The organism is Terrabacter sp. P2_E3 (assembly GCF_056403915.1).
The window spans coordinates 110,923-135,653 of the sequence record NZ_JBFUEN010000009.1 but is presented as its reverse complement, the minus strand read 5'-3'; the positions used below and the strand labels follow the sequence as shown (position 1 = coordinate 135,653).

Below are 24,731 nucleotides of genomic sequence, written 5' to 3'. Positions count from 1 at the left end.
ACCGACCCCGACAGGGGCACGCTCGTGGAGAGGTCCCCGTCCGGCGGCGACCCCGTCTCACCAGGACCTCCCCCGCGCCGCACCACGACCCACCTGAACCCTCACCCTCGAGAAGGCCTCACGTGACATCCACCAGCGCCACCGCGCCGACGCCCAAGGGCACCGGCACCCTCGTCGACACCGGCGCCGCGCGCCACTCGCGGATCCTGGGTGTGGGCGCCTACCGCCCCGCCCGCGTCGTCATGAACTCCGAGATCGTCGACAAGATCGACTCGAGCGACGAGTGGATCCGGGAGCGGTCCGGCATCATCAGCCGCCACTACGCCGCCCACGACGAGAGCGTCATCGACATGGCCGAGGCCGCCTCCCGCCAGGCACTCGAGCACGCCGGCGTCACGCCGGAGCAGATCGGCTTCGTCCTCGTCGCCACCGTCACGCACCCCTACCAGACGCCGGCCGCGGCGCCCGAGCTCGCCTCTCGGCTCGGCTCGACGGCCCCGGCCCTCGACATCTCGGCCGCGTGCGCCGGCTACTGCTACGGCGTCGCGATGGCGAGCGACATGGTCAAGGGCGGCTCGGCCGACTACGTCCTCGTCGTCGGCGTCGAGAAGCTCAGCGACTTCACCGACCCCTACGACCGCGGAAGCGCGTTCATCTTCGGCGACGGCGCCGGCGCGTGCGTCATCGGCCCGAGCGACACCCCGGGCATCGGCCCGACGGTCTGGGGCTCCGACGGCACCCAGCGTGACGCCATCACCCAGAGGCAGGCCTGGACCGACGTCCGCGAGTCGTGGCAGTCCGCGCAGGCCGACAAGAACGTCTGGCCCGCGATCGGCATGGCCGGTCAGACCGTCTTCCGCTGGGCCGTCTGGGGCATGGCCCCGGTGGCGCAGCAGGCCATCGACAAGGCGGGCATCAAGGCCGACGACCTCGACGCCTTCATCCCGCACCAGGCGAACATCCGCATCATCGACGCCATGGTCAAGCAGCTCAAGCTGCCGGCCGACATCCCCGTGGCCCGCGACATCGTCACCACGGCCAACACGTCCGCCGCCTCGGTGCCGCTCGCGATGACCCGCATGCTCGCCGAGAAGGAGATCCCCAGCGGCGGCCTCGCGCTCCAGATCGGCTTCGGTGCCGGTCTGGTGTATGCCGCGCAGGTCGTCGTGCTGCCCTGAGCACTCCCAGCACGGGCAGTCACAGCACTCCCGCCGGTCCCGACGGGTCATTCGGGCCACGGATTGCCATCCACCACGGATGACAGCCCCGAGCACCACCGCAAGCACGCACCGCCAACACGAACAAGGAGCAGACAGATGGCTCAGTCCGAGCAGGAGATCCTCGAGGGTCTTGCCGAGATCGTCAACGAGGAGACCGGCCTCGACACCGCGTCCGTCGAGATGGACAAGTCCTTCACCGAGGACCTCGACATCGACTCCCTCTCGATGATGACGATCGTCGTCAACGCCGAGGAGAAGTTCGGCGTGCGCATCCCGGACAGCGAGGTCAAGAACCTCAAGACCGTCCGCGACGCCGTCACCTTCATCGCCGGCGCGCAGTCCTGATGCACCCGGTCGGCGCCCGGCACCACCGGGCGCCGACCGAGCCGCACCAGCGGCTCTCGCCACCCACGCAGCACCGCAGCAGCCTCGTCAGACCCAGCACCACTCGCACCACCCCACCCCACTCGACTCAGAGGAGCACGTCACCATGACGTCCAATCGCGACCGACGCGTCGTGGTCACCGGTCTCGGAGCCACCACGCCCCTGGGCGGTACCGCCACGGAGACGTGGGAGGCCCTGCTCGCCGGCCGGTCCGGCGCCCGTACGATGGACTTCGACTGGGTCGCCAAGTACGAGCTCCCCGTCACCTTCGCCGCGACGATAGCGACCCCGCCGATCGACGTGCTCGCCAAGGTCGAGACGCGCCGTCTCGACCCGTCGAGCCAGTACGCCCTCATCGCCGCACGTGAGGCGTGGGCCGACGCCGGCGCCCCTGAGGTCGACCCCGAGCGACTCGGAGCCGCGATCGGCTCCGGCATCGGCGGCGTGTGGACCCTCCTCGACCAGTGGGACGTGCTCAAGGAGAAGGGCCCGCGCCGCGTCTACCCGCTCGCGGTCCCGATGCTCATGCCCAACGGGCCTGCCGCAGCCGTGTCGCTCGACCTCGGCGCCCGCGCCGGGGCCCACACGACGGTCAGCGCGTGCGCGTCCGGCGCCGAGAGCATGGGCTACGCCATCGACATGATCCGCACGGGCCGCGCCGACGTCGTCGTCGCCGGCGGCACGGAAGCCGCCGTCCACCCGCTGCCCATCTCGGGGTTCGCCGCGATGCAGGCGCTCTCGACGCGCAACGACGACCCGGCCCGGGCCTCGCGTCCCTACGACACCGGCCGTGACGGCTTCGTCCTCGGTGAGGGCGCCGCCGTCATCGTCCTCGAGTCGGAGGAGCACGCCCGCGCCCGCGGCGCCCGCATCTACGCCGAGCTCGCGAGCGTCGGCATGTCGGCCGACGCCCACCACATCACCGCCCCCGAGCCCAACGGCTCCGGTGCGGCACGGGCGATGCTGTTTGCGGTCGAGCGGGCCGACCTGTCACCGACCGACATCATCCACATCAACGCGCACGCCACCTCGACCCCCGTCGGTGACGTGGCCGAGTACAACGCCATCAAGCGGGCCTTCGGCGACCACACCGAGAACATGTCGGTGACGGCCACGAAGTCGATGACCGGGCACCTGCTCGGCGCGGCGGGTGCGCTCGAGGCGGTCATCACGATCCAGTCGATCTACCACCGCCTCGTGCCGGCGACGATCAACCTCGACGACCAGGACCCCGAGATCCCCCTCAACGTCGTCACGGGTGAGCACCAGAAGCTGCCCGACGGCGACCTCGCCGCCCTGAACAACTCGTTCGGCTTCGGCGGCCACAACGTCGCCCTGGCGATCCGCAGCATCTGACTCATCGCCACGCCGGAACCAGAGCCCTGACTGCTCAAGAGTGGTCAGGGCTCTGGTGTCCGTTCGTGATGCCATGCCGGAGCCTCCATCGGCGCACGGATACCGACTTCATGGTGCGCCCGAGGATCTCCGCGGTCTCGGCGAGTGAGTGCGACAGCAGCAGCTCGTCCTGCGCCGCCGTCCACTTCTCTCGCTTGACGCCGTAGCGACCGGCCTTCTCCGGCAGTGGCTGCCACGCCGCGACCTCGGCCGCGGCGCTCGCCTTTCGAGCCATGACCGGCCAGTCCCCCGCCTACCAGCAATGCCCTGCCATCAGCGCTGCAGACGTGTTGGTCACCATCACGTTGAACACTCGGTCACGGGTGTTCCGCCGTGTGGAGCGTCGTACACCGCAGACCTCCCAGACCTGGTCCTCGAAGAACCGCGCCATGGGCTCTGAAGCGGTCACCAGGCTCACGAACGGCGCACCCGTCCGCGTGAACCCCACCGATCCATCCCCATCGAGCACCCCCCGCAGGTACGCCCTCGACACCAGCCCACATTCTCTCGGTGGAGCCACGTCGCGCTCATGTAGCTCGATGCCAACCTTGCCTTGTGGTCAACACACCCCGAGTGCCATCCGTCCGTGTGCAGGAGTCCGAGCAGGTCGGAAACCTCGGGTCGGGACGGATCTAGCAACATGATCAGACGCTAGGCGGTGCCACCGACACAGCCTTCGCGCTGGCAGGTCTCGGCCGGGTGGCGGCGTCCGTCGGGAGCGCGCCACCCGGCATACGTCCTCGGTGTCAGGCGCTGCGCGCCGTGTCGTGCGCCGACGGGCGCACGTTGCCGGGGAGCTCGGTCGTCGGGCACCCCTTGGCGAGCAGCTGCCCGCCCCAGACGCCCCACTCGAGGCGCTGCTGCGCCACGGCCAGGCAGGCCTCGGCGAGCGGGCACGCCCGGCACACCGTCCTGGCCTGATCGGCCTCGGCCTCGGTGGCCGGCCAGAAGAGGTCCGGATCCTCCGCCGCGCAGAGCGGCAGGGCGCCGCCCAGCTCGAAGGGATGCTCCGACGCCGCGCGGAAGATCCACGCGTCGAGCGCCGGGCCGCCCCGGGTAGCCGGGCGGAGACCGACCTGTCCGAGGGACTGGGTCCGAAGGGTCGTACGGTTCCTCGTCATCTGGCGGGCTCCTTCCCGAGCTCGGTGACGTGCGTCGCGGTCGATGTGGTCGTCCGGGCGAAGTGCAGGTGCACCCGGGTCGGGACGTAGGGCTCCCAGCGAATCGGCATCCGCGCCTCGTCCGGGGTGCGGTCACCCTTGCGGAGGTTGCACGGCTCGCAGGCCGCCACTGCGTTGGTCCACGACGTCGCACCGCCGCGCGATCGCGGCAGGACGTGGTCCATGGTCGTGGCCGTGAAGCGGCCGCAGTAGGCGCACTGGTGCCGGTCGCGAAGCAGCACACCCTCACGCGAGTAGGCGGCCCGGGTGCGCGAGTAGAGCCACTTCTGCTCGACGTACCGCACCAGCCGCACGACGACCGGCACCTGGTAGGGGCCGAAACGCTCCGTGGCGTGGACCTCGACGGGGGTTGCGACGCCACGCCAGATCATCCGCACGGCGTGCCGCACCGAGACGCGGTGCAGCAGCGTCTCGTCGGCGTTCCACACCTCGACCTGGGTCATGGTCGGTCCTCCTCTCCGTGGTCTCGTCGGGTCGTCGTGGGTCGTCAGGTCGACAGGCGGCACGAGAAGAGCCGCCCCGTCCGGGTCATCCCGGGGGCGGCTCGACGATGGGAGCGGGTGAGGCTCGTCGCGTCAGCGAGGTCGCAGGCGGGGATGCCGTGACTGGGGGTGCCGGATGCCGCACTCCCCGACGAACGGGTAGGCCACATCGGCGAGGCACAGGCTGCGCTTCGCTTTCATGGTGAGTCCCGTTGCCATGACAGGCCTTTCGTCTGCGGACGGTGAGAAGTATTGGGGCACAGCGGTCGCCGCGCCACGGTCGATGATGACAGGCCGCAGCACGCGTCGGCCAGTGGTTTTTCGAGGACCGTTCGCTGCACCAGACATGACGAGGGCCCGGGAGCACGAACCGCCCGGGCCCTCGTCACCTCGTGCACCGCGCTGGAGCCGCGGCGGGCGAGACGTCTGGTGGTCAGCCCACCTGGTGCAGCCAGCGCACGGCGGCGCCGTCACCGGCGTAGCGGAAGACCTCGAGCTCCTCGTCCCACGGGACTCCGAGCAACAGGTCGATCTCGTCCTGGAGCGCCTCGACGTCGCCGCGCGTGCGCAGGATCGCCTCCCGCAGGCGGTCCTCCTGGACGACGGCGTCTCCGGACGCCGACGTCATGGCGTGGTGGATGCCGAGCCGCGGCGTGTAGGACCATCGAGCGCCGTCGCAGCCGGGCGACGGCTCCTCCGTCACCTCGTAGCGCAGCCCGTCCCAGCCGCGCAGCGCGCTGGCCAGCTCGGCCCCGGTGCCCGGGGCGCCGGTCCAGGACAGCTCGGTCCGCACCATGCGCGGCGCGGCCGGCTGGGGGATCCAGTCGAACGTCAACGGCTGGTCTAGGACGGCCTCGATCGCCCAGGTGATGTGCGGGCAGAGCGCGGCCGGGGCTCCGTGTACGAACAGAACCCCGCGTGTCGTGGCGCGCGGCATCGCGACAGCCATCCGAACCTCCTGAAGTTGCAGGGACGTCTTCCCCAACGCCTGCTGCTTCACGTGCCGGTGGACTGACTCGGTGGTGCCGGATGAACGTGCTCGACGGCGAGCACTCGCCCCATTGTGCACCACGAGACACATCGGCACCAGCAGTCTCAGGAACCGATATGTGGCTTTCGCTCCGCTCAGCTACCGGCGGCCACGCCCGGGAAGAGGTGGACCTCGTCGCCCCGGACCTCCACCTTGTGGGTGCGCACCGGCTTCGTCGCCGGAAGGCACATCGGCTTGCCGTCGCTCAGGCAGAAGCGGGTGGCATGGAGCGGGCACTCGACCTCGCCGGCCTCGATCCACCCGTCGGCCAGGGAGGCGTCCTCGTGCGAGCACGTGTCGTCAAGGGCGTAGTACGTGCCGTCGTCGTCACGGAAGAGCGAGATCGGTTCGTCCGTGCCGGTGACCGCCGTGTCGAGGACGAGCGCCTCACCGGGCTCGACGTCGTCGACCGCTGCCACGCGGATGCCGTCACTCATGCTCGTCGTTTCCTCACGTGCCGGGGTCGGTGGTCAACGGCGAGCCTAGAGGTTGGGTGCCCGGCGACCGCGCCCGCCCCGTGCCCGCCCCGCGCCTGCCCAACGCCCGCCTCCACGACGGTCGCCGACCGGTCGCTAGACTCCGACCGATCTCAGCGGCCGAGCCGCTGACGGTCCCGGGGCAGTAGCTCAGCCGGTCAGAGCAGCGGACTCATAATCCGTCGGTCCAGGGTTCAAGCCCCTGCTGCCCCACCGGATACCTGTATGACTTCGCCTGATGCTTGACGTTCGGGCTTCACCTGATGCTTGTCAGTGTTTCGGGTGATGCTTGACAGCCACTTCGGCTGATCCTTGACGCTCTCTTCATGAAGGAGATGAGCGTGGCTGAACAGCGGTACAAGGCGGTGCTGGCCGTGATCGGCGGTGGCCGCCAGGTATCCGAGGTCGCCGCAGCGTGGGGTGTCTCGAGGCAGACGCTCCACGCATGGCTGGCCCGGTACGAACAGGACGGCCTCGATGGGTTGGTCGATCGGTCCCATCGCCCGGCTCGGTGTCCGCACCAGATGGACCCGGCGGTGCAGGTCGCGGTCCTGGAAGCGCGACGCCGGCATCCGGGCTGGGGTCCGCGACGGCTGGTCTACGAGCTGAAACGCCAAGGCCTGTCGGCGAGCGAGTCAGGGGTGTACCGGGCGCTGCGCCGGGCCGGTCTGATCGATCCTTCGAGCCGGCGTGGGCGTCAGCGTGAGTGGCGTCGGTGGGAACGCTCACGCCCGAACGAGCTGTGGCAGCTCGACCTCGTCGGCGGGATCCTGTTGCGCGACGGCACCACCCTGAAATGTCTCACCGGGGTCGATGACCATTCACGGTTCTGTGTGAGCGCCCGGTTGATGCCGCGGGAACGGACCCAGCCGGTCTGTGACGCGTTCACCTTGGCCCTGGACACCCACGGGGTCCCCGAACAGGTCCTGACCGACAACGGGGAAGGTGTTCACCGGCCGGTTCAACACCCCACCGGTCGAGGTGCTCTTCGACGCGATCTGCCGACGCAACGGCATCGAGCACCTGTTGACCAAGCCCCGCTCGCCCACCACGACCGGCAAGATCGAACGCTTCCACCGGTCGCTGCGGGCCGAGCTCCTCACCGGGACCGTGTTCGACTCGCTCGCCGATGCCCAGACCCGGCTCGACGCCTGGGTCGCGACGTACAACACCGACCGACCCCACCAAGGCCTGGACATGGACACACCGGCCCACCGCTACACCGTCACGACACCCCGGCCCGTCACCGCCGAACCGGACCGGAACGGTCCGGAATGGGTCGCCCGGAAGGTCTCCACCGTCGGGGTCGTGTGCGTGTCCTGGCAGCAGGTGTCCGTCGGCAGGCACCGCGCCGGGGAACGCTGCGACGTCCACGTCGGATCAGACCTGCTCCAGTTCTGGATCGGCAACGAGCTCCTCCGCACCGTTCAACGCCAGAGCACCGGCCCGGTCCGCAACAAACGACCCCTAGGAGGTGCACCCACCCAAACCCACAGGGCAAAATGACGACACAGAGTGTCAAGGATCAACCGACACACCACTGTCAACCATCACCCGAAGGCCTACAGCCCCACCGGATACCGGTGGCGCCGGCCCGCCGCCACCGTGGGGCTGGCCGGCGGGGTGCGACCACCGCCGGCCAGTCCTGCACCGAGTGGCCCGCTCGCGGACCGGTCGGTACCCGGACGGTGTTGAGGGGAGAGCACGGACCCCGGGGGTGGGAGTCGGGCCCGGTGCTCGTCGACCACGAGGGCCGCGCCGTCCGCCGGGCCGCGCCGACCCTTCTCCCGAGAAGGGGCCTGCGGGCCCTGCCCCCAGTGTCCACCCGCGCCCGCACGTCCCGTGAGGAAACCGCACAGATCGGGGCAGTCAGGACACCCACCCACCACGGGCCACGACGTCGCCGGACAGCGGTCGGGGCGGGTCCCGCCGACTCCCCCGGCAGAACCCGCCCCGTCCTCACCCCCAGCCGGCTCCCCCGCCGGTCCTACCCCGACCCGTCCCCCCACGGTCCTGGTCGGGCTTCCTCCCCCACAACGACCACTGTGCCGTGCGGACTGCAAGATCGAAACCCCCCAAATGCCGTGGTTTCCGCAAGATTGCCGCAAGCGGGGCGACGGGATCCGTCGTGTCACACGGCCCGGGCCGACCGTTCCGCCGGTCAAACTTCGTGACCCGCCAAGGCCCCGCGGCGACCCCGGCGCCGAGTAGGTTCCGAGAACTGCACGCCGGCGCCACCACAGGGGAGATCACGTATGCCACGCAAGCCCGCCCTCCGCTGGATGGCCGTCACGGCCGCCGCGTTCAGCGTCGTCGCCGCCGGGTCCTCCGGCGCGACAGTCAGCGCCGCTCCGACCGGTGCCACCCACGCCCTCACGGAGGCCTCGCCCGGTGCGGCCGCGTGCGAGACGGCGCCCGACGTCGCGCGCGTCCGTGCCGGCAGCACCGCCAAGGAGCCGGAGCTGTACTCCACGAACGAGGCGAACGCATACGGCGTCGTCAAGGACGCGCCACGGATGCCCAACGGCAGCGTCAACATCCCGACGGTCTTCCACGTCGTCTCCGACCACGCGCTCTCGGTCACCGAGAAGGCACGCTGGCAGCGACTCATCACCGCGCAGATGACGGTGCTCAACAACTCGTACAGCGGCAGGACCGCCCCGGGCGCGGCCGACTCACCGTTCCGCTTCTCGCTGGCGAAGATCGACTACACCGTCAACGCGCAGTGGTACACCGTCACGCCGGGCAAGACCGAGCGCGACATGAAGAAGGCGCTCTACACGGGCAACTCCGAGACGCTCAACGTCTACTCCGCGAACATCGGCGGGGGTCTGCTCGGCTGGGCCTATTTCCCCAAGGGCTACAACAACGGCCGCGACTTCATCGACGGCGTCGTCATGCTCGACGAGTCGATGCCCGGCGGCACGGCCGGCAAGTACGCCGAAGGTGACACGCTGACCCACGAGGTCGGCCACTGGCTCATGCTCGAGCACACCTTCAAGGGTGCCTGCTCCGCCAGCGGCGACTTCGTGGCCGACACCCCGCGGGAGGCCGTCCCGCAGTTCGACTGCCCCACGGGGGCCGACACGTGCAGCGCGCCCGGGCTCGACCCGATCCACAACTTCATGGACTACACGCAGGACTCGTGCATGAACATGTTCACCCGGGGCCAGGTCGAGCGGATGAACGACGCCTGGGTCGCCTTCCGCAGGGTCCCGACGAGCTGACGGTCAGCGCCCACGCAGCTGCTGGCGTATGCCGGGTGCTGCGGACGTCGGAGCCCGCCGGCCTCGTGGCCGGCGGGCTCCGACGCGTTCGGGTCGGGTCAGAAGCCCGGGAAGACCGCCCGCAGCGCCGGCAGGTGCTCGGCGCCGGTGACGTCGTCGGGCGTGTGCTCGGCGTCGAGGCGGCCGTAGACGAGGCGAACGAGCGACTCCGCGGGCAGCACCACGTCGGTGGTGTCGGCCGAGGGCTCTCCGCCGGCCGTCGTCGCGGCGGCCTCGTCGACGGGCTCGAGGCGGATCGCGTCCGCGTCGACGTCGAGCCGGAAGCGCCGCTCGGTCCCCTGCGTGCCGACGACGACCGAGGTGGGGCCGACGTCCGCCGACGGCCGGCCGGCGAAGGCGACCGTGCCCGGCAGCCGGTCGACGAGCAGGTCCACGGCCTCGGGCCCCACGGCGGCGGCGGGGTCGATGACCACCTCGACGTCCCACGTGTGCACCGCGTGCTCGGCCAGCCGGGCGGCGGCGACCCCTGAGAGGTCGGACGGGCCGCCGAAGAGCTCGACCTCGAACGGCGCTCCGGACGACGCGACCTCCTCGAGCCGCTCGACGAAGCGGTCGTTGGCCACGACGCTCTCGCTGACCTGGTCGGCCGGCGCCATGGCGTCCCACCGCGCCCACACGGCCTTGAAGGCGTCGCCGTCCGGGGCGGCGCCGTCGGCGAGACCCGCGTCGAGGAAGAGGCCGAAGATCTCGGCCTGGCTGCCGAGGTGGGACGCGACCTGGGCGATGCTCCAGTCGGCGGGGTAGGCCCTGCTCTCGTACTGCTGCGGCTCGACGCGGTCGAGGACGCCCCGGAGCCTTTCGTGAGACGTGCGGACGGCGTCGATCCAGGCTGCCTGCGGGGTCATTGCTGGCTCCATCTGCTCTACGGGATACGGTCTCATGCGCCAACCGCCCGACGGCGTCCCCGATTCCCGACCGGCCGAGAGACGGACATTGTCCCCATCAGTCACATACGTCACCGATTCCCGACGCATTTTCGCGGGAACCGCCCCCTGCACATCGGCCCGACCTATGGTGGTCGTGACCGGCCGGTCAGGACGTGGGGGCGTTCGTGGGGGCCTTCCGGTTGCGGCGGCGCGACCGCCGGGAGAGTGTCGATGGTGACAGTGGGTGTGCCTCGAGGGGGTGGCTTGACGGTGACAGATGCCAATGAGCGCAGCGGTCCGTTCGTCCTGAACATCAGGATGAGCGGTCGACTCGTGCCTTTCGCGACGATGCTGCTCCTCTTCGCCCTGCTGCCGTTCCTCGGGGGCAGCACCCCCCAGACCCCGACCGCCTCGGTCGTGCTCGCGGCCGGCTCGCCGGCCGCGGTCCAGGACGCCGTATCCGCCGTGGGACAGGCCCGCAAGGAGCTGACCGGGTCGGTCACCGGCTCGCCGACGGTCGCCCTCGCCCCGGTCGACTCCGCGTTCAGCGCCGCCATCGGGGGCGGCCTCTTCATGTTCCCGGCGATCAGCCTGGCACCCGCCACGGCCCAGGCCATCGCGGCCCCGATCATCGGCCGCCCGCTGTTCATCCACCCGGTCCCCGGCGGCGAGACCTCGCCCTTCGGGCCGCGCATCCACCCGCTCCTCGGCCGCCCGATGTTCCACACGGGCATCGACCTCGCCGCCGCCTGCGGGACCCCGATCCACGCAGCCGCCGACGGCACGGTCATCTACGCCCGCGTCTCCGCGTCCTGGGGTGGACGCACGATCATCGAGCACACCCCGACGCTCAAGACGGCCTATGGCCACCAGTCGAAGTTCCTCGTCACCGAGGGTCAGCACGTCAAGCAGGGCCAGGTCATCGGCCTGAGCGGCACCACCGGATGGTCGACCGGGTGCCACCTGCACTTCGACGTCATCGTCAACGACCGCTACGTCGACCCTGCGCCGTACCTCGGCTTCGCGCCGTCAGCCACGGCCTCCGTGCCGTATGCCGTCGTCCCGCACCTCGTGCTCGACCCGGGCGGCCGCGTCATCCGGACCGTCGCCGACGGCGACGTGCCGATCCCCCAGGCGACGCAGGCCCCGAGCGACATGACGAGCACAGGCGGTCGGCCGCCGACCTCGACCCCGACCACGTCGCAGCCCGGGACCACGACGGTCATTCCGACGACGGTCATTCCGACGACGCGTCCCTCGACGACGACGAGCGCCCCGAGCCCGACGACCACGTCGAAGCCCACGACCACCAAGCCATCGCCCACCACGACGACGAGCGCGCCGTCCACGACGGTCCCGCCGCCGACGACCTCCGCTCCGGCCACGAGCACGACGACGACCGCCCCGCCGAGCACGACGACGACCACGGCCGACCCGCCTCCCGTGACCACGAGCGACCCGCCGCCGCCCCCGCCGCCGTCGTCGTCGGTGGCTCCGAGTGCTCCTGCGGCCGCCCCGGTCGCGGCAGACCCCACGCCGACGGCCACCGTGACGGAGACGGCGACCCAGGTCCTGAAGACCGCCACGGAGATCGCGACCGCGATCGCCACGGCCATCGACACCTCGACGAGCCAGCCCACCGACTCGTCGACGACGGCCGCGGTCGGTCCCTGAGCGGGACGCCCAGTGGCCCCGGCCCGCGGGCCGGGTGGCGGCTGACCGGTCCGTTTTCGGTCTAGGACCGGGTACGCGTGCTTCGACGGCACTCCTCACGATTCGAGCACGCTCGGCGCGGAGGGTGCTCGACGGTCCCCGGAGCCGATAGGTTTCCGGAATGGACGACGTGAACCCCGACACCGCGGCGCCGAGCGATCGCACCCCGGACACGCCTCGTGACCCCATGGTCGTCATCGACGGCGTCAACAAGCACTTCGGCGACCTGCACGTGCTGCGCGACATCAACCTCACCGTCGGCAAGGGCGAGGTGGTCGTCGTCCTCGGACCGTCCGGCTCGGGCAAGTCGACGCTGTGCCGCGCCATCAACCGCCTCGAGACCATCGAGTCGGGCACCATCTCGATCGACGGCAAGGCCCTGCCCGAGGAGGGCAAGCCGCTCGCGCAGCTGCGCGCCGACGTCGGGATGGTCTTCCAGTCCTTCAACCTCTTCGCGCACAAGACGATCCGCGACAACGTGACGCTCGGACCGATCAAGGTCCGCAAGAAGTCCAAGTCCGACGCGGACCAGCAGGCGACCGACCTGCTCAAGCGCGTCGGCGTCGAGGCCCAGGCCGACAAGTACCCCGCGCAGCTCTCCGGCGGACAGCAGCAACGTGTCGCCATCGCGCGCTCCCTCGCCATGGGGCCCAAGGTCATGCTCTTCGACGAGCCCACCTCGGCCCTCGACCCGGAGATGGTCAACGAGGTCCTCGACGTCATGGTCGGCCTCGCCAAGGAGGGCATGACGATGATCGTCGTCACCCACGAGATGGGCTTCGCCCGCAAGGCTGCCGACCGGGTCGTCTTCATGGCCGACGGCCAGATCGTCGAGACCGGCACGCCGCAGGAGTTCTTCACCCACCCGAAGAGCGACCGTGCCAAGGACTTCCTCGGCAAGATCCTCACCCACTGACCCACCCACCGAACCCACTCACCCCACGGGACCTAGCGACAGGGAGCGGCACGCAGCACCGCGTGCCGCGAGCAACCACTCAGGGAGGAACCCAGATGAAGGCACGACGAATCGGAGCGGTAGCTGCGGCTGCGACACTCGCTCTCACGCTCGCCGCGTGTGGCTCCGGCACCAGCGGGGGCGACGCCGGCAGCGGCGACGCGCTCAAGATCGGCATCAAGTTCGACCAGCCCGGCCTCGGCCTCAAGAAGGGCACCGAGTACACCGGCATGGACATCGACGTCGCCAAGTACGTCGCCAAGGAGCTCGGCACCTCCGAGGACAAGATCACCTGGGTGCAGGCGCCCAGCGCCCAGCGCGAGGACCTCATCTCCACCGGTCAGGTGAAGTTCATCGTGGCGACGTACTCCATCACCGACGCGCGCAAGGAGAAGGTCTCCTTCGCCGGCCCCTACTTCGTCGCAGGACAGGACCTCCTCGTCCGCGCCGACGACACGTCGATCACCGGTCCGGACAGCCTCAACGGCAAGAAGCTCTGCTCGGTCAAGGGCTCGACCTCGGCCCAGAAGGTCAAGGACAAGTTCGCCCAGACGGTGCAGCTGCAGGAGTTCGGGACGTACTCCGAGTGTCTGCCCGCTCTCGCCACCGGCGGCGTCGACGCCCTGACGACCGACGACGCCATTCTCGCCGGCTTCGCGGCCCAGCCCGAGAACAAGGGCAAGTTCAAGCTCGTCGGCAAGCCGTTCTCGACGGAGAACTACGGGATCGGCCTGAAGAAGGGCGACACGGCCCTCTGCCAGAAGATCACGGACGCGATCAAGAAGATGCAGAGCGACGGCTCCCTGCAGAAGGCCATCGACGCCAACCTCGGCCCGGCCAACTACAAGCCCGGCCCGGGCAACCCGCCCACGCCGGCTGCGTGCTCCTGACCGACTCCCACCTCGAGGGCGGGTCGCTCACCACACGGTGCGCGGCCCGTCCTCGGCGGGGGCCGGGACTCCGACCCGTGAACCCCTGACCCACTGACTCGACAGCGGAAAGGAGCGTCGTGCTCGACATCCTCGAGAAGTACGACATCCTCGGCGCGTTCTGGATGACCATCAGGCTCGCCTTCTTCTCGGCGATCGGCGCTCTCGTGATCGGCACCGTGCTCGCGGTGATGCGGGTGTCGCCGGTGGCGATCCTGCGCCGTCTGGGCGCGTTCTACGTCAACACGGTGCGCAACACCCCGCTGACGTTGCTCATCTTCTTCTCCATCGCCGGCCCGTACTACATCCTGCAGATCAGCCTCACCGACAAGAACTCACCGACAGCGCTCGTGGACAACGGCATCCGGTGGGCCATCGTCGCGCTCGCGGTCTACCACGCGGCCTTCGTCTGCGAGGCACTGCGCAGCGGCGTCAACACCGTTCCGCTCGGTCAGGCCGAGGCCGCCCGCTCGATCGGTCTCACCTTCGGCCAGAGCCTGCGCGAGGTCATCCTCCCGCAGGCCTTCCGCGGGGCAGTCGCCCCGCTGGGCTCGGTGCTCATCGCGCTGACCAAGAACACGACCGTCGCCTCCGTCATCGGCGTCGCGGAGGCCTCGCTGCTCATGAGCGAGATCATCGAGAACGAGACGGCGAGCGTCACGGTCTTCCTCGTCTTCGCGCTCGGCTTCGTCGTCCTCACGCTTCCCGTCGGCGTGTTCTTCACCTCGCTCTCGCGTCGTCTGGCGGTGAAGCGATGAGTGCCGAGTCCGTTCTGTTCGACGCCCCCGGGCCCCGGGCCCGGCGGCGGCACGCGATCCTCACCGTCTTCGGCGTGGTGCTCGCCGTCGCCACCATCGGCGCCGTGCTGTGGAAGTTCAAGGCCCAGGGCCAGCTGGAACCCGAGATGTGGACCGTGCTGTTCAGCGCCGACGTGTGGACGCAGTACATCGTCCCGGGACTGATCAAGACGCTCGAGGCCGCCGCGATCTCCATCGTCCTCGCCCTGGCCTTCGGGCTCATCTTCGGCATGGGCCGGCTGTCGCAGCACCGGGCGCTGCGCTGGGTGTGCGGCGTCATCGTGGAGTTCTTCCGGTCCGTGCCTGTGCTGCTGATGATGTACTTCACGTACTCGTACTTCTCGAGCAACGGCGTCTTCACGAGCGAGATCAACCCGCTCGCTGCCGTCGTGACCGCCCTGACGCTCTACAACGGCTCGGTGATCGCCGAGCTGGTCCGGTCGGGTGTGTTCAGCCTGCCGAAGGGCCAGGCCGAAGCCGGCGTATCGATCGGCCTCACGCCTCCCCAGGTGATGCGGTCGATCCAGCTGCCGCAAGCCCTCACCGCGATGCTGCCGGCCCTCGTCGGGCAGCTCGTCGTGATCCTCAAGGACACCGCGCTGGGCACGGCGGTGCTCTACCCCGAGCTGCTCCAAGCGGCCCGCGACATCGGCACCGGATACAGCAACACGATCCCGGCCTACATCTTCGTCGCGATCATCTTCATCCTGATCAACTACAGCCTGACGGTGGTTGCCGGCCGGGTGGAGCGCCGCCTCAGCCGCCGCGGACGCGGGCCCCGCAAGGGCGCACAGGCAACAGGCGTGGTCGGTGCCGACGCGGCGGGGACCCCGAGCCGCTGACGCGAGCCGACGACACGGCATACGAGAAGGGCCCCGACACCAGCGGTGTCGGGGCCCTTCTGCTGGGCGCTCCCCCGATTGGACTCGAACCAATAACCTGCCGGTTAACAGCCGGCTGCTCTGCCAATTGAGCTACAGGGGAATGCTGCTGCGCAACCATAGCAAAGCATCAGCGCCGTCGAGAAATCGGGTTCGGCGGGTCGCCGACGACGTCCGGACGAGCCTGCGGGACGCCGTGCGGGCACCCGTCAGAGCCCCACCTCGGAGCGCAGCCGGGCCATCCGCTCGGCGGCTTCACGAGCCACCTTCGGGTCGCTGAGGTCGGCGCCCTTGCCCGGGATCGTCTGCTCGAGCAGGGCGCCGCTGGCCAGGTCCTGGCGGATCACGACGCGCACCGTGCGGCGCCCGGCGGTGCGGAACTCGTCGGCGAGCACCACGCTCGCCTGCAGCCGCTCACGCAGGGTCTGCTGGAGGAGCGAGGGCTCCGTCAGGTGCCAGCGCGCCGGGACGCCCTGGTCGACCCACGTGACCGTGAGTCGGGACGACTCGCCCTGCCACGTGCCGGACTCGGCCTCGTGCCAGGCGCGGCGCCAGACGAGCCCGCCGTCGGCGTCGACGAGGACCAGGTGGTAGGTCGTCGCGACGACGTGCGAGCCGCTCGTCTCGTCACGGGACCAGGCGAGCACCAGCTCGCCCGGGTCGAGCGGGACGACCGCGCGGACGTCCGCGGGCAGCGCCGGTCGACGCCGCCGTTCGAAGAGTGCCATCAGCCCATCCCCGCCTTGATCGCCGCGAGCTCGCGCTGGAGCGTCTGCAGCTGGATGCCGAGCTCACGGGTGCGCTCGGGCGACGGTGTCTCGGCGTGGTCGAGCCGGCGCATCTCGCTCATCGAGTCGGCGATCTGGCGCGTCAGGGCGATGGTGCGCACCCGGTCGAAGAGCTCGTCGACGTAGCGCGACGTGGGCAGTCCGGTCGAGGCGTCCATCCGCGTCGGCAGGGTGTCGACGGCGAGCTCGCTGACGAGTCCGGCGACGGGCGACGGGGCGGCCTCGGTGACGGCCGAGGTCCAGGCGCGGGCGTTGCCCTTGTCGCCGCTGTGGTGGGCGATGCGGATGCCGTCGAAGACTGCCCGGTGTGCCGGCGCCGAGAAGGCGTCGGGGGTCAGCAGGTCGATGGCCCCCGGCTTGAAGACCGTGGGGAACTGGAGCAGGACCTGGAGCAGCTGCCGCTCGGCGTGGACGACGGGGTCGCGACGGTCGGGCACCGGCATGCCTCCACCGTCGGCCACGTGCGGTTCGGCGTCGTCGCGGCTGTCGCCACGATCGGGGCCGTTCCGCTCGCTCCGTTCGGTCCGCGCGTCCTCGTCGACCTTGATCTTGCCCGCGCGCGAGACCTCGGTGGCGACCTGCTCGACGTCGAGCCCGAGCATCCCGGACACCTCGCGGGTGTATTCGGGCCGCAGCGACTGGTCACGGATCGAGGCGATGATCGGCGCCACCGCGCGGACGGCCTGGATGCGGCCCTCCGCCGTCGCGACGTCGAAGCGCTTGATCGTCGTGCGCACCGCGAACTCGAACATCGGGACGGCGTCCTCGATGAGCGCCTGCACGGCGGGGTCTCCTCCGGCCTGGCGCAGCTCACAAGGGTCCTTGCCCGACTTCTCGACGGCGACGAACGACTGCGAGGTCCACTTCTCGTCGTCGGCGAAGGCCCGCATGGCCGCCTTCTGGCCGGCGGCGTCGCCGTCGAAGGTGAAGATCACCTTGGCGGGCGCGAGGCCGGCCTCGTCACGCATGAGGCGACGCAGGGTCTTGATGTGGTCCGCGCCGAAGGCCGTGCCACACGTCGCGACGGCCGTCTCGACGCCGGCGACGTGGCAGGCCATGACGTCGGTGTAGCCCTCGACGACGACGGCCTGACGGCCCTGCGAGATCTTCTTCTTGGCGAGGTCGAGGCCGTAGAGCACGGTCGACTTCTTGTAGATCGGCGTCTCGGACGTGTTGAGGTACTTCGCCTCGATGCGGTCGTCGTCGAAGATCCGGCGCGCGCCGAAGCCGACGGTGTCGCCCGTGATGTCGCGGATCGGCCAGACGAGACGCCCGCGGAAGCGGTCGTAGAGCCCGCGCGCACCGCGTCCGGCGATGCCGCCGGTGACGAGCTCGTCGTCGGTGAAGCCCTTGGCACGCAGGTGGCGCACGAGGTCCTCTCCCCCGCGCGGCGCGAAGCCGATGCCGAACTGCTTGACGTGCTCGCTGTTGAAGTCGCGGGCGCGGAGGAAGTCACGGGCCTGCCGAGCCTGGCCACCGGGCGCGAGGAGCAGCTCGGTGTAGTACTCCTCGGCGACGCGGTGGGCCTCGACGAGCCGGCTGCGGCGGCCGAGCCCCTCCTCGCGCGGCCGGTCGCCGTTCTCGTAGCGCAGCTCCATGCCGAGCTTCTGCGCGAGCCGCTCGACGGCCTCGGAGAAGCTGAGGTGGTCGACCTTCTGGATGAAGGAGATGACGTCGCCGCCCTCGCCGCAGCCGAAGCAGTGCCACGCACCGACGGCCGGGCGGATGTTGAACGACGGCGACTTCTCGTCGTGGAAGGGACACAGGCCCTTGAGCGACCCCGGACCGGCGGAGCGGAGCGTCACGTGCTCGCGCACGACGTCCTCGATGGACGACCGCGCCTTGACCGCCGCGATGTCCTCGCTGTTGATCAGCCCCGCCATCTGCCTCCTGTCGCCATCCGTGATTCTAGGTGCTCGCCCGGGTGCGACCCGTCACGGGCACCACCGGCTGTGGAGGGAGAGCGCCCGGACGTCGGTGAGCGAGGCCACCTGGTCGACGACGACGCGCAGCCGCTCCCCGTCGTCGACGGCGGCCTCGTGGTCGAGCCGGAAGGCCACGTCGAGGCGCTCCTCGGGCGCGGCGGCATACGCCTCGACGACGGCACGCACGACGTCGCGCTGCCCCGACATGATCGCCAGGCGCTCGTCGGTGGTCATGACGAAGTGGTTGGCGATCGCCTTGAGCACGGAGCACTCGGCTCGGGTGTCGTCCGGCACGACGAGGTCGGCCTCGAAGCGACACAGCTCGCCCGGCCCGTGCCGCTCGCGCGTGGCCTGCTCGACGACGAGCACGAAGTGCCCGATGAGCCGGCTGGTCATGTCCTTGAGGCGCGCGAGGTCACCGCGCGAGCCGTCGTATGCCGTGGGCACCGCTCCCGAGGCGAGGATGCGTTCCAGCGCGTCCCCGAGCGCGTCGGCGCCGAGGTCGGGAGCGTAGGTGCTGCCCGCGACGTCGATGACGTCGCCCATGTCGCGCGAGTGGAGCAGCCGGGGGTCGATCCAGCCCGAGGCGATCGCGTCCTCGACGTCGTGGACGGAGTAGGCGACGTCGTCGGACCAGTCCATGACCTCGGCCTCGAGACATCGACGCTGCGGCTGCGCGCCGTCGCGGATCCACTCGAAGACGGGCAGGTCGGACGGGTAGACGCCGAACTTGTGGGTCTCGTAGGGGCCGTCACCGCGCACCCACGGGTACTTCGTCGTCGCGTCGAGGCTCGCCCGCGTCAGGTTGAGCCCGGCGGACGTGCCGTCGGGGTGCGCCCGTTTGGCCTCGAGCCTCGTCAGCAGGCGCAGCGTCTGTGCGTTGCCCTCGAACCCGCCGATCCCCGAGGCGATCTCGTCGAGGACCGTCTCTCCGTTGTGCCCGAAGGGCGGGTGGCCGAGGTCGTGGGCCAGGCATGCGGTGTCGACGACGTCGGCGTTGCAGCCGAGGGCTGCCCCGAACTCGCGGCCGATCTGCGCGACCTCGAGCGAGTGGGTCAGCCGGTTGCGGACGAAGTCGTCGTGGCCGGGGGCCAGCACCTGGGTCTTGGCGGCGAGCCGCCGCAGCGACGACGAGTGCACGACCCGCGCCCGGTCGCGGGCGAAGTCGTCACGGTCGGCGCGCTTCTGGGCAGGGTCCTCCGCGACCCAACGCTCCCGGTCCCGACCCTCGTAGCCCACACCGGAACTCTATGCGGCACGGCGCGGCCGACCACGGCGCCGCTCCCGGGGCGCATACTTCAGGGATGGAGCCGCTCAGGCTTCCAAACTCAGGAGCGCGCCATGGGCGACAAGTCACCGAAGTCCCACATGTCCACGAAGGCCAGATCGCTCAAGGAGAAGCGTGCCGACAAGCACGCGAAGTCCGCCGCCAAGGACCACACCGAGATCATCCCGCCCAAGGCCAAGCGCTGACCACGGTCTGACGCGGGCACGGACCCGGTCCCGCCTCGGCGCGGCTCAACCGAGCTCGGCCTGCATGCGTCGCACCCAGGCCGGCTCGGTGCCGTAGCGCTGCGTCTTGATGAGGCGCAGGTGGGAGCAGTCGTCGACGAGCTCGGCCATGCGCTTGTCGCGGGTGGCCTCCTGCTTCGCCGTGAGCACCCAGTTCGTGGCGAGCTTGCGGTAGGACGGTGTCGCGCCGTCCCAGAAGGCCGACGCGCGGGGGTCGGCGCGCAGCATCGCCTCGTAGTCGTCGGACCAGGTGAGCTCGCGGTTCTCGTAGGCGTAGACGCCGGAGCGGTCCTCGCGTCGCTTCGCGAAGGCGGCGAGCCCGGCCGGACGCATGCGCCCGGCGGCGGTGAGCTCGGCGACGGCGTTGATGTTGATGGCGCTCCAGTTGCTGCCCGACTTGCGCGGGGTCCACCGCTGGCGCACCGCGTCCTCGTCGATGCGCTGGGCCATCGAGTCGATCCAGCCGAAGCAGAGCGCCTCGCGCACGGCGTCGGCCCACTGCAGCCCGCGGGGCTCGACGTGCTTCTTGTTGAGGCCCATCCACAGCTCGCTGGCGCTCTCGTGGTGCGCCTCGAGCCAGGCCCGGAAGTCCTCGGCGTCGTCGAAGAAGGTCGCGGGCCGCTCGCCCGATCCGCCCTGTCGCATGCCCCGATCCTGCCACCGGCCACCGACGCTGGGAGGATCGTCGGCGTGACCGACCGGATCCTGCTCGCCGCCCGCAACAACGCCCTCTGGTGCGACGCCGTCGCTCGCTCGCACGGTGTGGCGTGCACCCTCGACGACGTGGCGTGGACGGCGTCCACGCGCACGCCGCCCTACTACCCCGACGCCGTGACGCTGTCGCCGGACGCCGGCGAGTACGACGTCCTCGCGCGCGTCGACGACTCGGACGGCTGCTCGGTCAAGGACTCGTGGTCGCGTCTGGACCTGTCGATGGAGGACTTCGCCCGGCTCGTCGTCGGCGAGTGGGTCTGGCTCGACCCCGCCGGACCCGCGCGGCCTGCTCCTCCCGGCCGCTGGCAGCGCGTCACGACGCCCGACGCGATGGCGGCCTGGGTGCGTGCGTGGGCGAGCGACCCCGACGCCGAGGCGATCCTGCGCCCGTCACTCCTCGCGGAGCCCGGCGTCACGTTCATCGCGCAGCGCGCGTCCGACGACCCGCAGGCCCCTGTCGTCGCGGGTGCGATCGTCAACGTGACGGGCGCCGTCGCCGGCCTCGGCAACGTCTTCGCGCTCGACGGCGACGTGGAGCGGGCCTGGGGCGCTGCCGCTGCCGCCGCACGCGACGTCGTGGGCGGCACACCCCTCGTCGGGTGGGAGGCCGGCGCGAGCGTCGACGCGGCGGTCGCGGCCGGCTGTGAGCGGATCGGCCCGCTCAGCGTGTGGCTGAAGTGAGGCTCAGCCGCCGCTGACCGACAGCTCGGCCTCGGCGATGGTGCGCCGGTGCTCCTCGGAGAGCTCGCGCGACTCGAGCCAGCGATCGGGCAGCGCGACGGTGCGCGACGACCCGGCCCGCCCGCGCTGGCCCTCGGCGGCCTGGCCCGGCCACGGCACGTCGGGGTCGAGCGTCGCGAGCAGGCGGTCGAGCGCCGCCATCGAGTCGACGAGCGCGAGCGAGTTGCGGATCGTCGAGCCGGCCGGAAATCCCTTGAGGTACCAGGCGATGTGCTTGCGGATGTCGCGGCAGGCGCGCTCCTCCTCGCCGTAGAAGTCGCACAGGTAGGCCGTGTGCGTCCGGAGCGTCTCGGCGACCTCCCCGAGCGTCGGGGTCACCCGCGCCGAGGTGCCGGCGAAGGCGGCCGCGAGATCGGTGAAGAGCCACGGGCGCCCGAGGCAGCCGCGCCCGACGACGACGCCGTCGCAGCCGGTCTCGCGGACCATGCGCAGGGCGTCCTCGGCCGACCAGATGTCGCCGTTGCCGAGGACGGGGATGCTCGTCACGGTCTCCTTGAGCATCCGGATGGCGCTCCAGTCGGCAGTGCCCGAGTAGGCCTGTGCGGCAGTGCGGCCGTGCAGGGCGACGGCCGCGACGCCCTCGGCCTCGGCGGTCAGGCCCGCGTCGAGGAAGGTGAGGTGGACGTCGTCGATGCCCTTGCGCATCTTGACGGTCACCGGGATGTCGCGCTTGGCGCCCTCCTCGACGACGGCGCCGACGATGGCCTTGAAGAGGTCCTTCTTCCACGGCAGCGCGGAGCCGCCGCCCTTGCGGGTGACCTTCGGGACGGGGCAGCCGAAGTTGAGGTCGATGTGGTCGGCCCGGTCCTCGCTGACGAGCATCCGGGCGGCGGCGCGCGCGGTGGCGGGGTCGACGCTGTAGAGCTGGATGGAGCGGGGGTTCTCATCGGGGTCGTGCTCGATGAGGCGCATCGACTCGGGGGTGCGCTCGACGAGGGCGCGGGAGGTGATCATCTCGCTGACGTAGAGGCTCGTCGCGCCGCTGGCACCGCCGATCGCGCGGCCCTCATTGCCGTACTCGCGGCACAGCCGGCGGAAGGCACGGTTCGTGATGCCGGCCATCGGCGCGAGCACGACGGGTGACTCGATGACGTGGCGGCCGATGCGCAGCGGGGGCAGCACGGCACCCGTCGCGTCTGCGGGGGCGGCCTCACCGGCCTGCGTCACGGGGGTCATCACGTCGGTCACGGGCTCGATTGTCCCCGATCAGGCGCGCTCGGCCGAATCGGTGACCCTGCGCGCGAAGCGCAGCAGGGCATCGGCGAAGGCCTCGGGCTGGTCGAGGCCGGACAGGTGCCCGGCCCGGCCGACGATCTCCTCGCGCGCGCTGGGGCACGCGCGCAGGTAGGCCCGGGCCCCGATCCGCAGCTGGTCGAACTGGCCGTTGAGGAGCAGCACCGGGCACTGCACGTGCTCGAGCATCGACGGTCGGCAGAGCGCCATGACCTCCCGCCAGGCTGTCGCCGTCGGGGCGAAGAAGTAGCCACCGGCGATGACCGGGTCGATGCGCTCGGGCGGGTAGAGCCGGTGCAGGACACGGTCGTTGACCCGCGTCATCCGCTCGGGGCCGAGTCGGTCCGTCAGCGCCGCGACACCCCGGTAGACGGCGGCCCCCGGACCGGTCGGGACCGCGCTGGACCCGGCGAGGACGAGCCCGTCGAGCGTGTCGTGGCGGGCGGCGGCATACGCCATCGCGGCGTAGCCGCCGAGCGAGTGACCGACGAGCACGACGGGGCTGCCGGCGGGGACGGCCCCCACCGCTTCGCCGATGACGTCCGCGCACCGCGCGAGCGTGAAGTCCTCGTCCGCGCGGGCGCCGTGCCCGGGCAGGTCGACGAGAGTCAGGTCGACGTGGTCGCGCAGGAGCGGCACCTGGGGCGCCCACTGGGTGCTCGACAGGCGCGACCCGTGCACGAGGACCAGGTGAGCACGCACACGGCGAGGATGCCACGATGGCCCGGTGACCCACCTCATCACCGCCACCGAGCTCGCCCACGAGATCGAGGACGTCGTCGTGCTCGACGTCCGCTGGGCACTGACGACGGCCAACACGTCTGCGGGGCGGACCGACTACGACGCGGGCCACGTGCCCGGTGCCTACTTCGTCGACCTCGACGCCGAGCTCGCCGCACGCCCGGGCGACGGCGGGCGCCACCCCCTCCCGGACCCCGCCGTCGTCGAGGCGATGCTCCGCCGCGCCGGCATCAGCGCGCACACCCGTGTCGTCACGTACGACGGCAAGGAGTCGTATGCCGCCGCGCGGGCCTGGTGGGTGCTGCGCTGGGTGGGCATCGCCGACGTCCGGGTGCTCGACGGGGGGTATGCCGCGTGGCTGGCGGCCGGACTTCCCGTCTCGACCGAGGAGCCCGCCGACCGGCACGGCGACGTCGAGGTGCGGCCCGGTCACCTGCCGACGCTCGACGCCGCCGGTGCGGCCGCCCTGGCCCGCGACGGGCTGCTCCTCGACGCTCGGGCGGCTGAGCGCTACGCCGGCGAGACCGAGCCGATCGACCCCGTGGCCGGACACGTCCCGGGAGCGCTCAACAGCCCCACGGCCGCGTGGATCGCCGCCGACGGCACCTTCCGCCGGGACCTCGCCGAGCACTGGGAGCGGGTGCGCGCCGGTCACGACGTCGGAGGCGGCGCCGTCGGCGTCTACTGCGGGTCGGGGGTGACCGCGGCCCACGAGATGCTCGCGCTGGCCGAGCTCGGCGTCGACGCCGTGCTCTACCCCGGCTCGTGGAGCGAATGGATCCGCGATCCTGCGCGGCCGGTCGCGACCGGCCACTCCCCCGGCTGAGCTCCTCGCCTGTCGAAACCTGCTCCGCTCTCCGGAGCAGGATGCGACGGGTGACGGGCATGGCGCTTGCCCTCTGGTGGTTCAGAGGTCGCGGTCGAGGCGTCGCTCGAGCCTGCTGAGTGCTCGCGCGGCCGCGGCGCAGACGGTCTCGTCCGGGTCGTCCAAGGCCTCGTGCAGGGCGGCGGCGTGCTCTCCCTCGCCGGTGACCGCGAGGACTCGTGCAGCGGCAGCCCTGACCCTGGGTACGGCATCCGTCGCGACGAGGTCGGCGCAGGCCTCTGCCGCGGGACCCACCTCCCAGCGGGCCGCCACCTTCGCGCACATCTCGCGGACACGCCAGGCCGGATCACCCAGTCCTGCAACGACATCCGGTCCGGACCGCTCGGTCCAGACGTAGAGCAGGGTGCGGGCGGCCCACACCCGGGACCAGTAGCGGGTGGCGTCGTCGAGGTGGTCCGGCGAACCCCAACCGGACGCGACCTGGCCGCCGACCCAGCCGATGTCGGGCAGGTCGGGGTCGCCCCACGCCGCCCGCCCGGCGAGCAGGTCGGCGCACCATGACGTCAGCACCTCGTCGCCGAGCGCATCGGCGGCCGCTCGCGCCCGGTCACCGGGCGTCGCGCGCAGCACCTCGTGCTCGACCATGCCGGCAGT

The 24,731-nt window shown here is 71.0% G+C and carries 26 protein-coding genes, 2 tRNA genes and 1 pseudogene; 14 read left to right on the top strand and 15 right to left on the bottom strand.

All coding sequences use genetic code 11. The features are described 5' to 3' along the window. Window positions 1-122: 122 nt before the first annotated feature. The 3 genes from AC1DW8_RS13060 (at window position 123) to fabF (ending at window position 2,961) form a co-directional block, all read left to right on the top strand. The gene (locus AC1DW8_RS13060; RefSeq protein WP_200959039.1) at window positions 123-1,178 is read left to right on the top strand and encodes a beta-ketoacyl-ACP synthase III; all 1,056 of its coding nucleotides are present in this window, start codon (window positions 123-125) and stop codon (window positions 1,176-1,178) included. A 138-nt stretch (window positions 1,179-1,316) separates the two neighbouring features. Further along, window positions 1,317-1,565, top strand: a complete 249-nt coding sequence (locus tag AC1DW8_RS13055; protein ID WP_020145270.1) for an acyl carrier protein — start codon at window positions 1,317-1,319, stop codon at window positions 1,563-1,565. A 145-nt stretch (window positions 1,566-1,710) separates the two neighbouring features. Continuing rightward, window positions 1,711-2,961, top strand: a complete 1,251-nt coding sequence (fabF, locus tag AC1DW8_RS13050) for a beta-ketoacyl-ACP synthase II (protein WP_056780027.1) — start codon at window positions 1,711-1,713, stop codon at window positions 2,959-2,961. A 34-nt stretch (window positions 2,962-2,995) separates the two neighbouring features. On the opposite strand, the gene AC1DW8_RS13045 is transcribed toward fabF, so the two are convergent. From AC1DW8_RS13045 to AC1DW8_RS13020, 6 genes are all read right to left on the bottom strand, one after another. After that, window positions 2,996-3,235, bottom strand: a complete 240-nt coding sequence (locus tag AC1DW8_RS13045) for a hypothetical protein (protein WP_478094484.1) — start codon at window positions 3,233-3,235, stop codon at window positions 2,996-2,998. A gap of 18 nt (window positions 3,236-3,253) precedes the next feature. Then, entirely contained in the window at window positions 3,254-3,493 is a 240-nt protein-coding gene (locus AC1DW8_RS13040; protein ID WP_056824942.1) for an LAGLIDADG family homing endonuclease, read from the bottom strand. 253 nt (window positions 3,494-3,746) lie between these two features. Next, a complete protein-coding gene (locus tag AC1DW8_RS13035; RefSeq protein WP_478094482.1) occupies window positions 3,747-4,121 on the bottom strand; it encodes a WhiB family transcriptional regulator in 375 nt (124 codons plus the stop codon). Beyond that, complete coding sequence (locus tag AC1DW8_RS13030) at window positions 4,118-4,624, bottom strand: HNH endonuclease (protein WP_056780039.1); 507 nt, start codon at window positions 4,622-4,624, stop codon at window positions 4,118-4,120. Before AC1DW8_RS13030 ends, AC1DW8_RS13035 begins: the two co-directional genes overlap by 4 nt. Before the next feature lie 472 nt (window positions 4,625-5,096). Next, window positions 5,097-5,612 carry a DUF3145 domain-containing protein gene (locus AC1DW8_RS13025; RefSeq protein WP_478094480.1) on the bottom strand — a complete coding sequence of 172 codons (516 nt, stop codon included), beginning with the start codon at window positions 5,610-5,612 and terminating at the stop codon, window positions 5,097-5,099. A gap of 176 nt (window positions 5,613-5,788) precedes the next feature. After that, window positions 5,789-6,130, bottom strand: a complete 342-nt coding sequence (locus tag AC1DW8_RS13020; protein ID WP_056780041.1) for a bifunctional 3-phenylpropionate/cinnamic acid dioxygenase ferredoxin subunit — start codon at window positions 6,128-6,130, stop codon at window positions 5,789-5,791. 178 nt (window positions 6,131-6,308) lie between these two features. Between AC1DW8_RS13020 and AC1DW8_RS13015 the strand changes: the two genes are divergently transcribed. The 3 genes and pseudogenes from AC1DW8_RS13015 (at window position 6,309) to AC1DW8_RS13005 (ending at window position 9,396) form a co-directional block, all read left to right on the top strand. Then, a tRNA-Ile gene (locus AC1DW8_RS13015) sits at window positions 6,309-6,382 on the top strand. 113 nt (window positions 6,383-6,495) lie between these two features. Then, window positions 6,496-7,675, top strand: a pseudogene (locus tag AC1DW8_RS13010) (IS481 family transposase). Window positions 7,676-8,424: 749 nt separating this feature from the next. Further along, complete coding sequence (locus AC1DW8_RS13005; protein ID WP_478094478.1) at window positions 8,425-9,396, top strand: zinc metalloprotease; 972 nt, start codon at window positions 8,425-8,427, stop codon at window positions 9,394-9,396. Between the two features lie 98 nt (window positions 9,397-9,494). Here AC1DW8_RS13005 and AC1DW8_RS13000 read toward each other — a convergent pair whose 3' ends face one another. Beyond that, window positions 9,495-10,301: a maleylpyruvate isomerase family mycothiol-dependent enzyme gene (locus AC1DW8_RS13000; protein ID WP_478094477.1), complete on the bottom strand. Its 807-nt coding sequence runs from the start codon at window positions 10,299-10,301 to the stop codon at window positions 9,495-9,497. A gap of 339 nt (window positions 10,302-10,640) precedes the next feature. Between AC1DW8_RS13000 and AC1DW8_RS12995 the strand changes: the two genes are divergently transcribed. From AC1DW8_RS12995 to AC1DW8_RS12975, 5 genes are all read left to right on the top strand, one after another. Beyond that, the gene (locus AC1DW8_RS12995) at window positions 10,641-11,996 is read left to right on the top strand and encodes a M23 family metallopeptidase (RefSeq protein ID WP_478094475.1); all 1,356 of its coding nucleotides are present in this window, start codon (window positions 10,641-10,643) and stop codon (window positions 11,994-11,996) included. Between the two features lie 226 nt (window positions 11,997-12,222). Continuing rightward, window positions 12,223-12,951 (top strand): amino acid ABC transporter ATP-binding protein, encoded by a 729-nt coding sequence (locus tag AC1DW8_RS12990; RefSeq protein WP_156415683.1) that lies wholly within the window; start codon window positions 12,223-12,225, stop codon window positions 12,949-12,951. Between the two features lie 95 nt (window positions 12,952-13,046). Next, window positions 13,047-13,880: a glutamate ABC transporter substrate-binding protein gene (locus AC1DW8_RS12985; RefSeq protein ID WP_056780055.1), complete on the top strand. Its 834-nt coding sequence runs from the start codon at window positions 13,047-13,049 to the stop codon at window positions 13,878-13,880. A gap of 119 nt (window positions 13,881-13,999) precedes the next feature. After that, window positions 14,000-14,677, top strand: coding sequence for an amino acid ABC transporter permease (locus AC1DW8_RS12980; RefSeq protein WP_056780058.1), 678 nt, complete (start codon window positions 14,000-14,002; stop codon window positions 14,675-14,677). Continuing rightward, window positions 14,674-15,558: an amino acid ABC transporter permease gene (locus AC1DW8_RS12975; RefSeq protein ID WP_056780062.1), complete on the top strand. Its 885-nt coding sequence runs from the start codon at window positions 14,674-14,676 to the stop codon at window positions 15,556-15,558. The genes AC1DW8_RS12980 and AC1DW8_RS12975 overlap by 4 nt, the downstream gene beginning before the upstream one ends. 69 nt (window positions 15,559-15,627) lie before the next feature. Here AC1DW8_RS12975 and AC1DW8_RS12970 read toward each other — a convergent pair. From AC1DW8_RS12970 to AC1DW8_RS12955, 4 genes are all read right to left on the bottom strand, one after another. Beyond that, a tRNA-Asn gene (locus AC1DW8_RS12970) sits at window positions 15,628-15,700 on the bottom strand. A 106-nt stretch (window positions 15,701-15,806) separates the two neighbouring features. Continuing rightward, window positions 15,807-16,325: a hypothetical protein gene (locus AC1DW8_RS12965; protein ID WP_056780065.1), complete on the bottom strand. Its 519-nt coding sequence runs from the start codon at window positions 16,323-16,325 to the stop codon at window positions 15,807-15,809. Continuing rightward, a complete protein-coding gene (gene dnaG / locus AC1DW8_RS12960) occupies window positions 16,325-18,268 on the bottom strand; it encodes a DNA primase (RefSeq protein WP_478094472.1) in 1,944 nt (647 codons plus the stop codon). Before dnaG ends, AC1DW8_RS12965 begins: the two co-directional genes overlap by 1 nt. Before the next feature lie 51 nt (window positions 18,269-18,319). After that, window positions 18,320-19,549 (bottom strand): deoxyguanosinetriphosphate triphosphohydrolase, encoded by a 1,230-nt coding sequence (locus tag AC1DW8_RS12955; protein WP_478094470.1) that lies wholly within the window; start codon window positions 19,547-19,549, stop codon window positions 18,320-18,322. Between the two features lie 102 nt (window positions 19,550-19,651). Here AC1DW8_RS12955 and AC1DW8_RS12950 point away from each other — a divergent pair, with 102 nt between their 5' ends. Further along, window positions 19,652-19,783 (top strand): hypothetical protein, encoded by a 132-nt coding sequence (locus AC1DW8_RS12950; RefSeq protein ID WP_020142547.1) that lies wholly within the window; start codon window positions 19,652-19,654, stop codon window positions 19,781-19,783. A 45-nt stretch (window positions 19,784-19,828) separates the two neighbouring features. Here the strand turns inward: AC1DW8_RS12950 and AC1DW8_RS12945 are convergent, their stop codons facing one another. After that, entirely contained in the window at window positions 19,829-20,467 is a 639-nt protein-coding gene (locus AC1DW8_RS12945; protein WP_056780075.1) for a YdeI/OmpD-associated family protein, read from the bottom strand. Between the two features lie 45 nt (window positions 20,468-20,512). Between AC1DW8_RS12945 and AC1DW8_RS12940 the strand changes: the two genes are divergently transcribed. Further along, a complete protein-coding gene (locus AC1DW8_RS12940; protein ID WP_478094468.1) occupies window positions 20,513-21,217 on the top strand; it encodes a hypothetical protein in 705 nt (234 codons plus the stop codon). Window positions 21,218-21,220: 3 nt separating this feature from the next. Here AC1DW8_RS12940 and dusB read toward each other — a convergent pair whose 3' ends face one another. After that, the gene (gene dusB / locus AC1DW8_RS12935; protein WP_478094944.1) at window positions 21,221-22,453 is read right to left on the bottom strand and encodes a tRNA dihydrouridine synthase DusB; all 1,233 of its coding nucleotides are present in this window, start codon (window positions 22,451-22,453) and stop codon (window positions 21,221-21,223) included. A gap of 30 nt (window positions 22,454-22,483) precedes the next feature. Continuing rightward, window positions 22,484-23,212, bottom strand: coding sequence for an alpha/beta fold hydrolase (locus AC1DW8_RS12930; RefSeq protein WP_478094466.1), 729 nt, complete (start codon window positions 23,210-23,212; stop codon window positions 22,484-22,486). A gap of 25 nt (window positions 23,213-23,237) precedes the next feature. Here AC1DW8_RS12930 and AC1DW8_RS12925 point away from each other — a divergent pair, with 25 nt between their 5' ends. Then, window positions 23,238-24,077 (top strand): sulfurtransferase, encoded by an 840-nt coding sequence (locus AC1DW8_RS12925; RefSeq protein ID WP_478094464.1) that lies wholly within the window; start codon window positions 23,238-23,240, stop codon window positions 24,075-24,077. 81 nt (window positions 24,078-24,158) lie between these two features. Here AC1DW8_RS12925 and AC1DW8_RS12920 read toward each other — a convergent pair whose 3' ends face one another. Further along, the gene (locus AC1DW8_RS12920; RefSeq protein WP_478094462.1) at window positions 24,159-24,722 is read right to left on the bottom strand and encodes a HEAT repeat domain-containing protein; all 564 of its coding nucleotides are present in this window, start codon (window positions 24,720-24,722) and stop codon (window positions 24,159-24,161) included. Window positions 24,723-24,731 lie beyond the last annotated feature (9 nt).

Excerpts from the sequence above, each read along its gene's own strand:
- dnaG (WP_478094472.1), bottom strand. The coding sequence starts at position 18,268 with ATGGCGGGGCTGATCAACAGCGAGGACATCGCGGCGGTCAAGGCGCGG.
- AC1DW8_RS13030 (WP_056780039.1), bottom strand. The coding sequence starts at position 4,624 with ATGACCCAGGTCGAGGTGTGGAACGCCGACGAGACGCTGCTGCACCGC.
- AC1DW8_RS12920 (WP_478094462.1), bottom strand. The coding sequence starts at position 24,722 with ATGGTCGAGCACGAGGTGCTGCGCGCGACGCCCGGTGACCGGGCGCGA.
- AC1DW8_RS13055 (WP_020145270.1), top strand. The coding sequence starts at position 1,317 with ATGGCTCAGTCCGAGCAGGAGATCCTCGAGGGTCTTGCCGAGATCGTC.
- AC1DW8_RS13025 (WP_478094480.1), bottom strand. The coding sequence starts at position 5,612 with ATGGCTGTCGCGATGCCGCGCGCCACGACACGCGGGGTTCTGTTCGTA.
- AC1DW8_RS12985 (WP_056780055.1), top strand. The coding sequence starts at position 13,047 with ATGAAGGCACGACGAATCGGAGCGGTAGCTGCGGCTGCGACACTCGCT.
- AC1DW8_RS12945 (WP_056780075.1), bottom strand. The coding sequence starts at position 20,467 with ATGCGACAGGGCGGATCGGGCGAGCGGCCCGCGACCTTCTTCGACGAC.
- AC1DW8_RS12950 (WP_020142547.1), top strand. The coding sequence starts at position 19,652 with ATGGGCGACAAGTCACCGAAGTCCCACATGTCCACGAAGGCCAGATCG.
- AC1DW8_RS12975 (WP_056780062.1), top strand. The coding sequence starts at position 14,674 with ATGAGTGCCGAGTCCGTTCTGTTCGACGCCCCCGGGCCCCGGGCCCGG.
- dusB (WP_478094944.1), bottom strand. The coding sequence starts at position 22,453 with ATGACCCCCGTGACGCAGGCCGGTGAGGCCGCCCCCGCAGACGCGACG.
- AC1DW8_RS12995 (WP_478094475.1), top strand. The coding sequence starts at position 10,641 with ATGAGCGGTCGACTCGTGCCTTTCGCGACGATGCTGCTCCTCTTCGCC.
- AC1DW8_RS13035 (WP_478094482.1), bottom strand. The coding sequence starts at position 4,121 with ATGACGAGGAACCGTACGACCCTTCGGACCCAGTCCCTCGGACAGGTC.
- AC1DW8_RS13000 (WP_478094477.1), bottom strand. The coding sequence starts at position 10,301 with ATGACCCCGCAGGCAGCCTGGATCGACGCCGTCCGCACGTCTCACGAA.
- AC1DW8_RS13020 (WP_056780041.1), bottom strand. The coding sequence starts at position 6,130 with ATGAGTGACGGCATCCGCGTGGCAGCGGTCGACGACGTCGAGCCCGGT.
- fabF (WP_056780027.1), top strand. The coding sequence starts at position 1,711 with ATGACGTCCAATCGCGACCGACGCGTCGTGGTCACCGGTCTCGGAGCC.
- AC1DW8_RS12990 (WP_156415683.1), top strand. The coding sequence starts at position 12,223 with ATGGTCGTCATCGACGGCGTCAACAAGCACTTCGGCGACCTGCACGTG.
- AC1DW8_RS12965 (WP_056780065.1), bottom strand. The coding sequence starts at position 16,325 with ATGGCACTCTTCGAACGGCGGCGTCGACCGGCGCTGCCCGCGGACGTC.
- AC1DW8_RS13045 (WP_478094484.1), bottom strand. The coding sequence starts at position 3,235 with ATGGCTCGAAAGGCGAGCGCCGCGGCCGAGGTCGCGGCGTGGCAGCCA.
- AC1DW8_RS13005 (WP_478094478.1), top strand. The coding sequence starts at position 8,425 with ATGCCACGCAAGCCCGCCCTCCGCTGGATGGCCGTCACGGCCGCCGCG.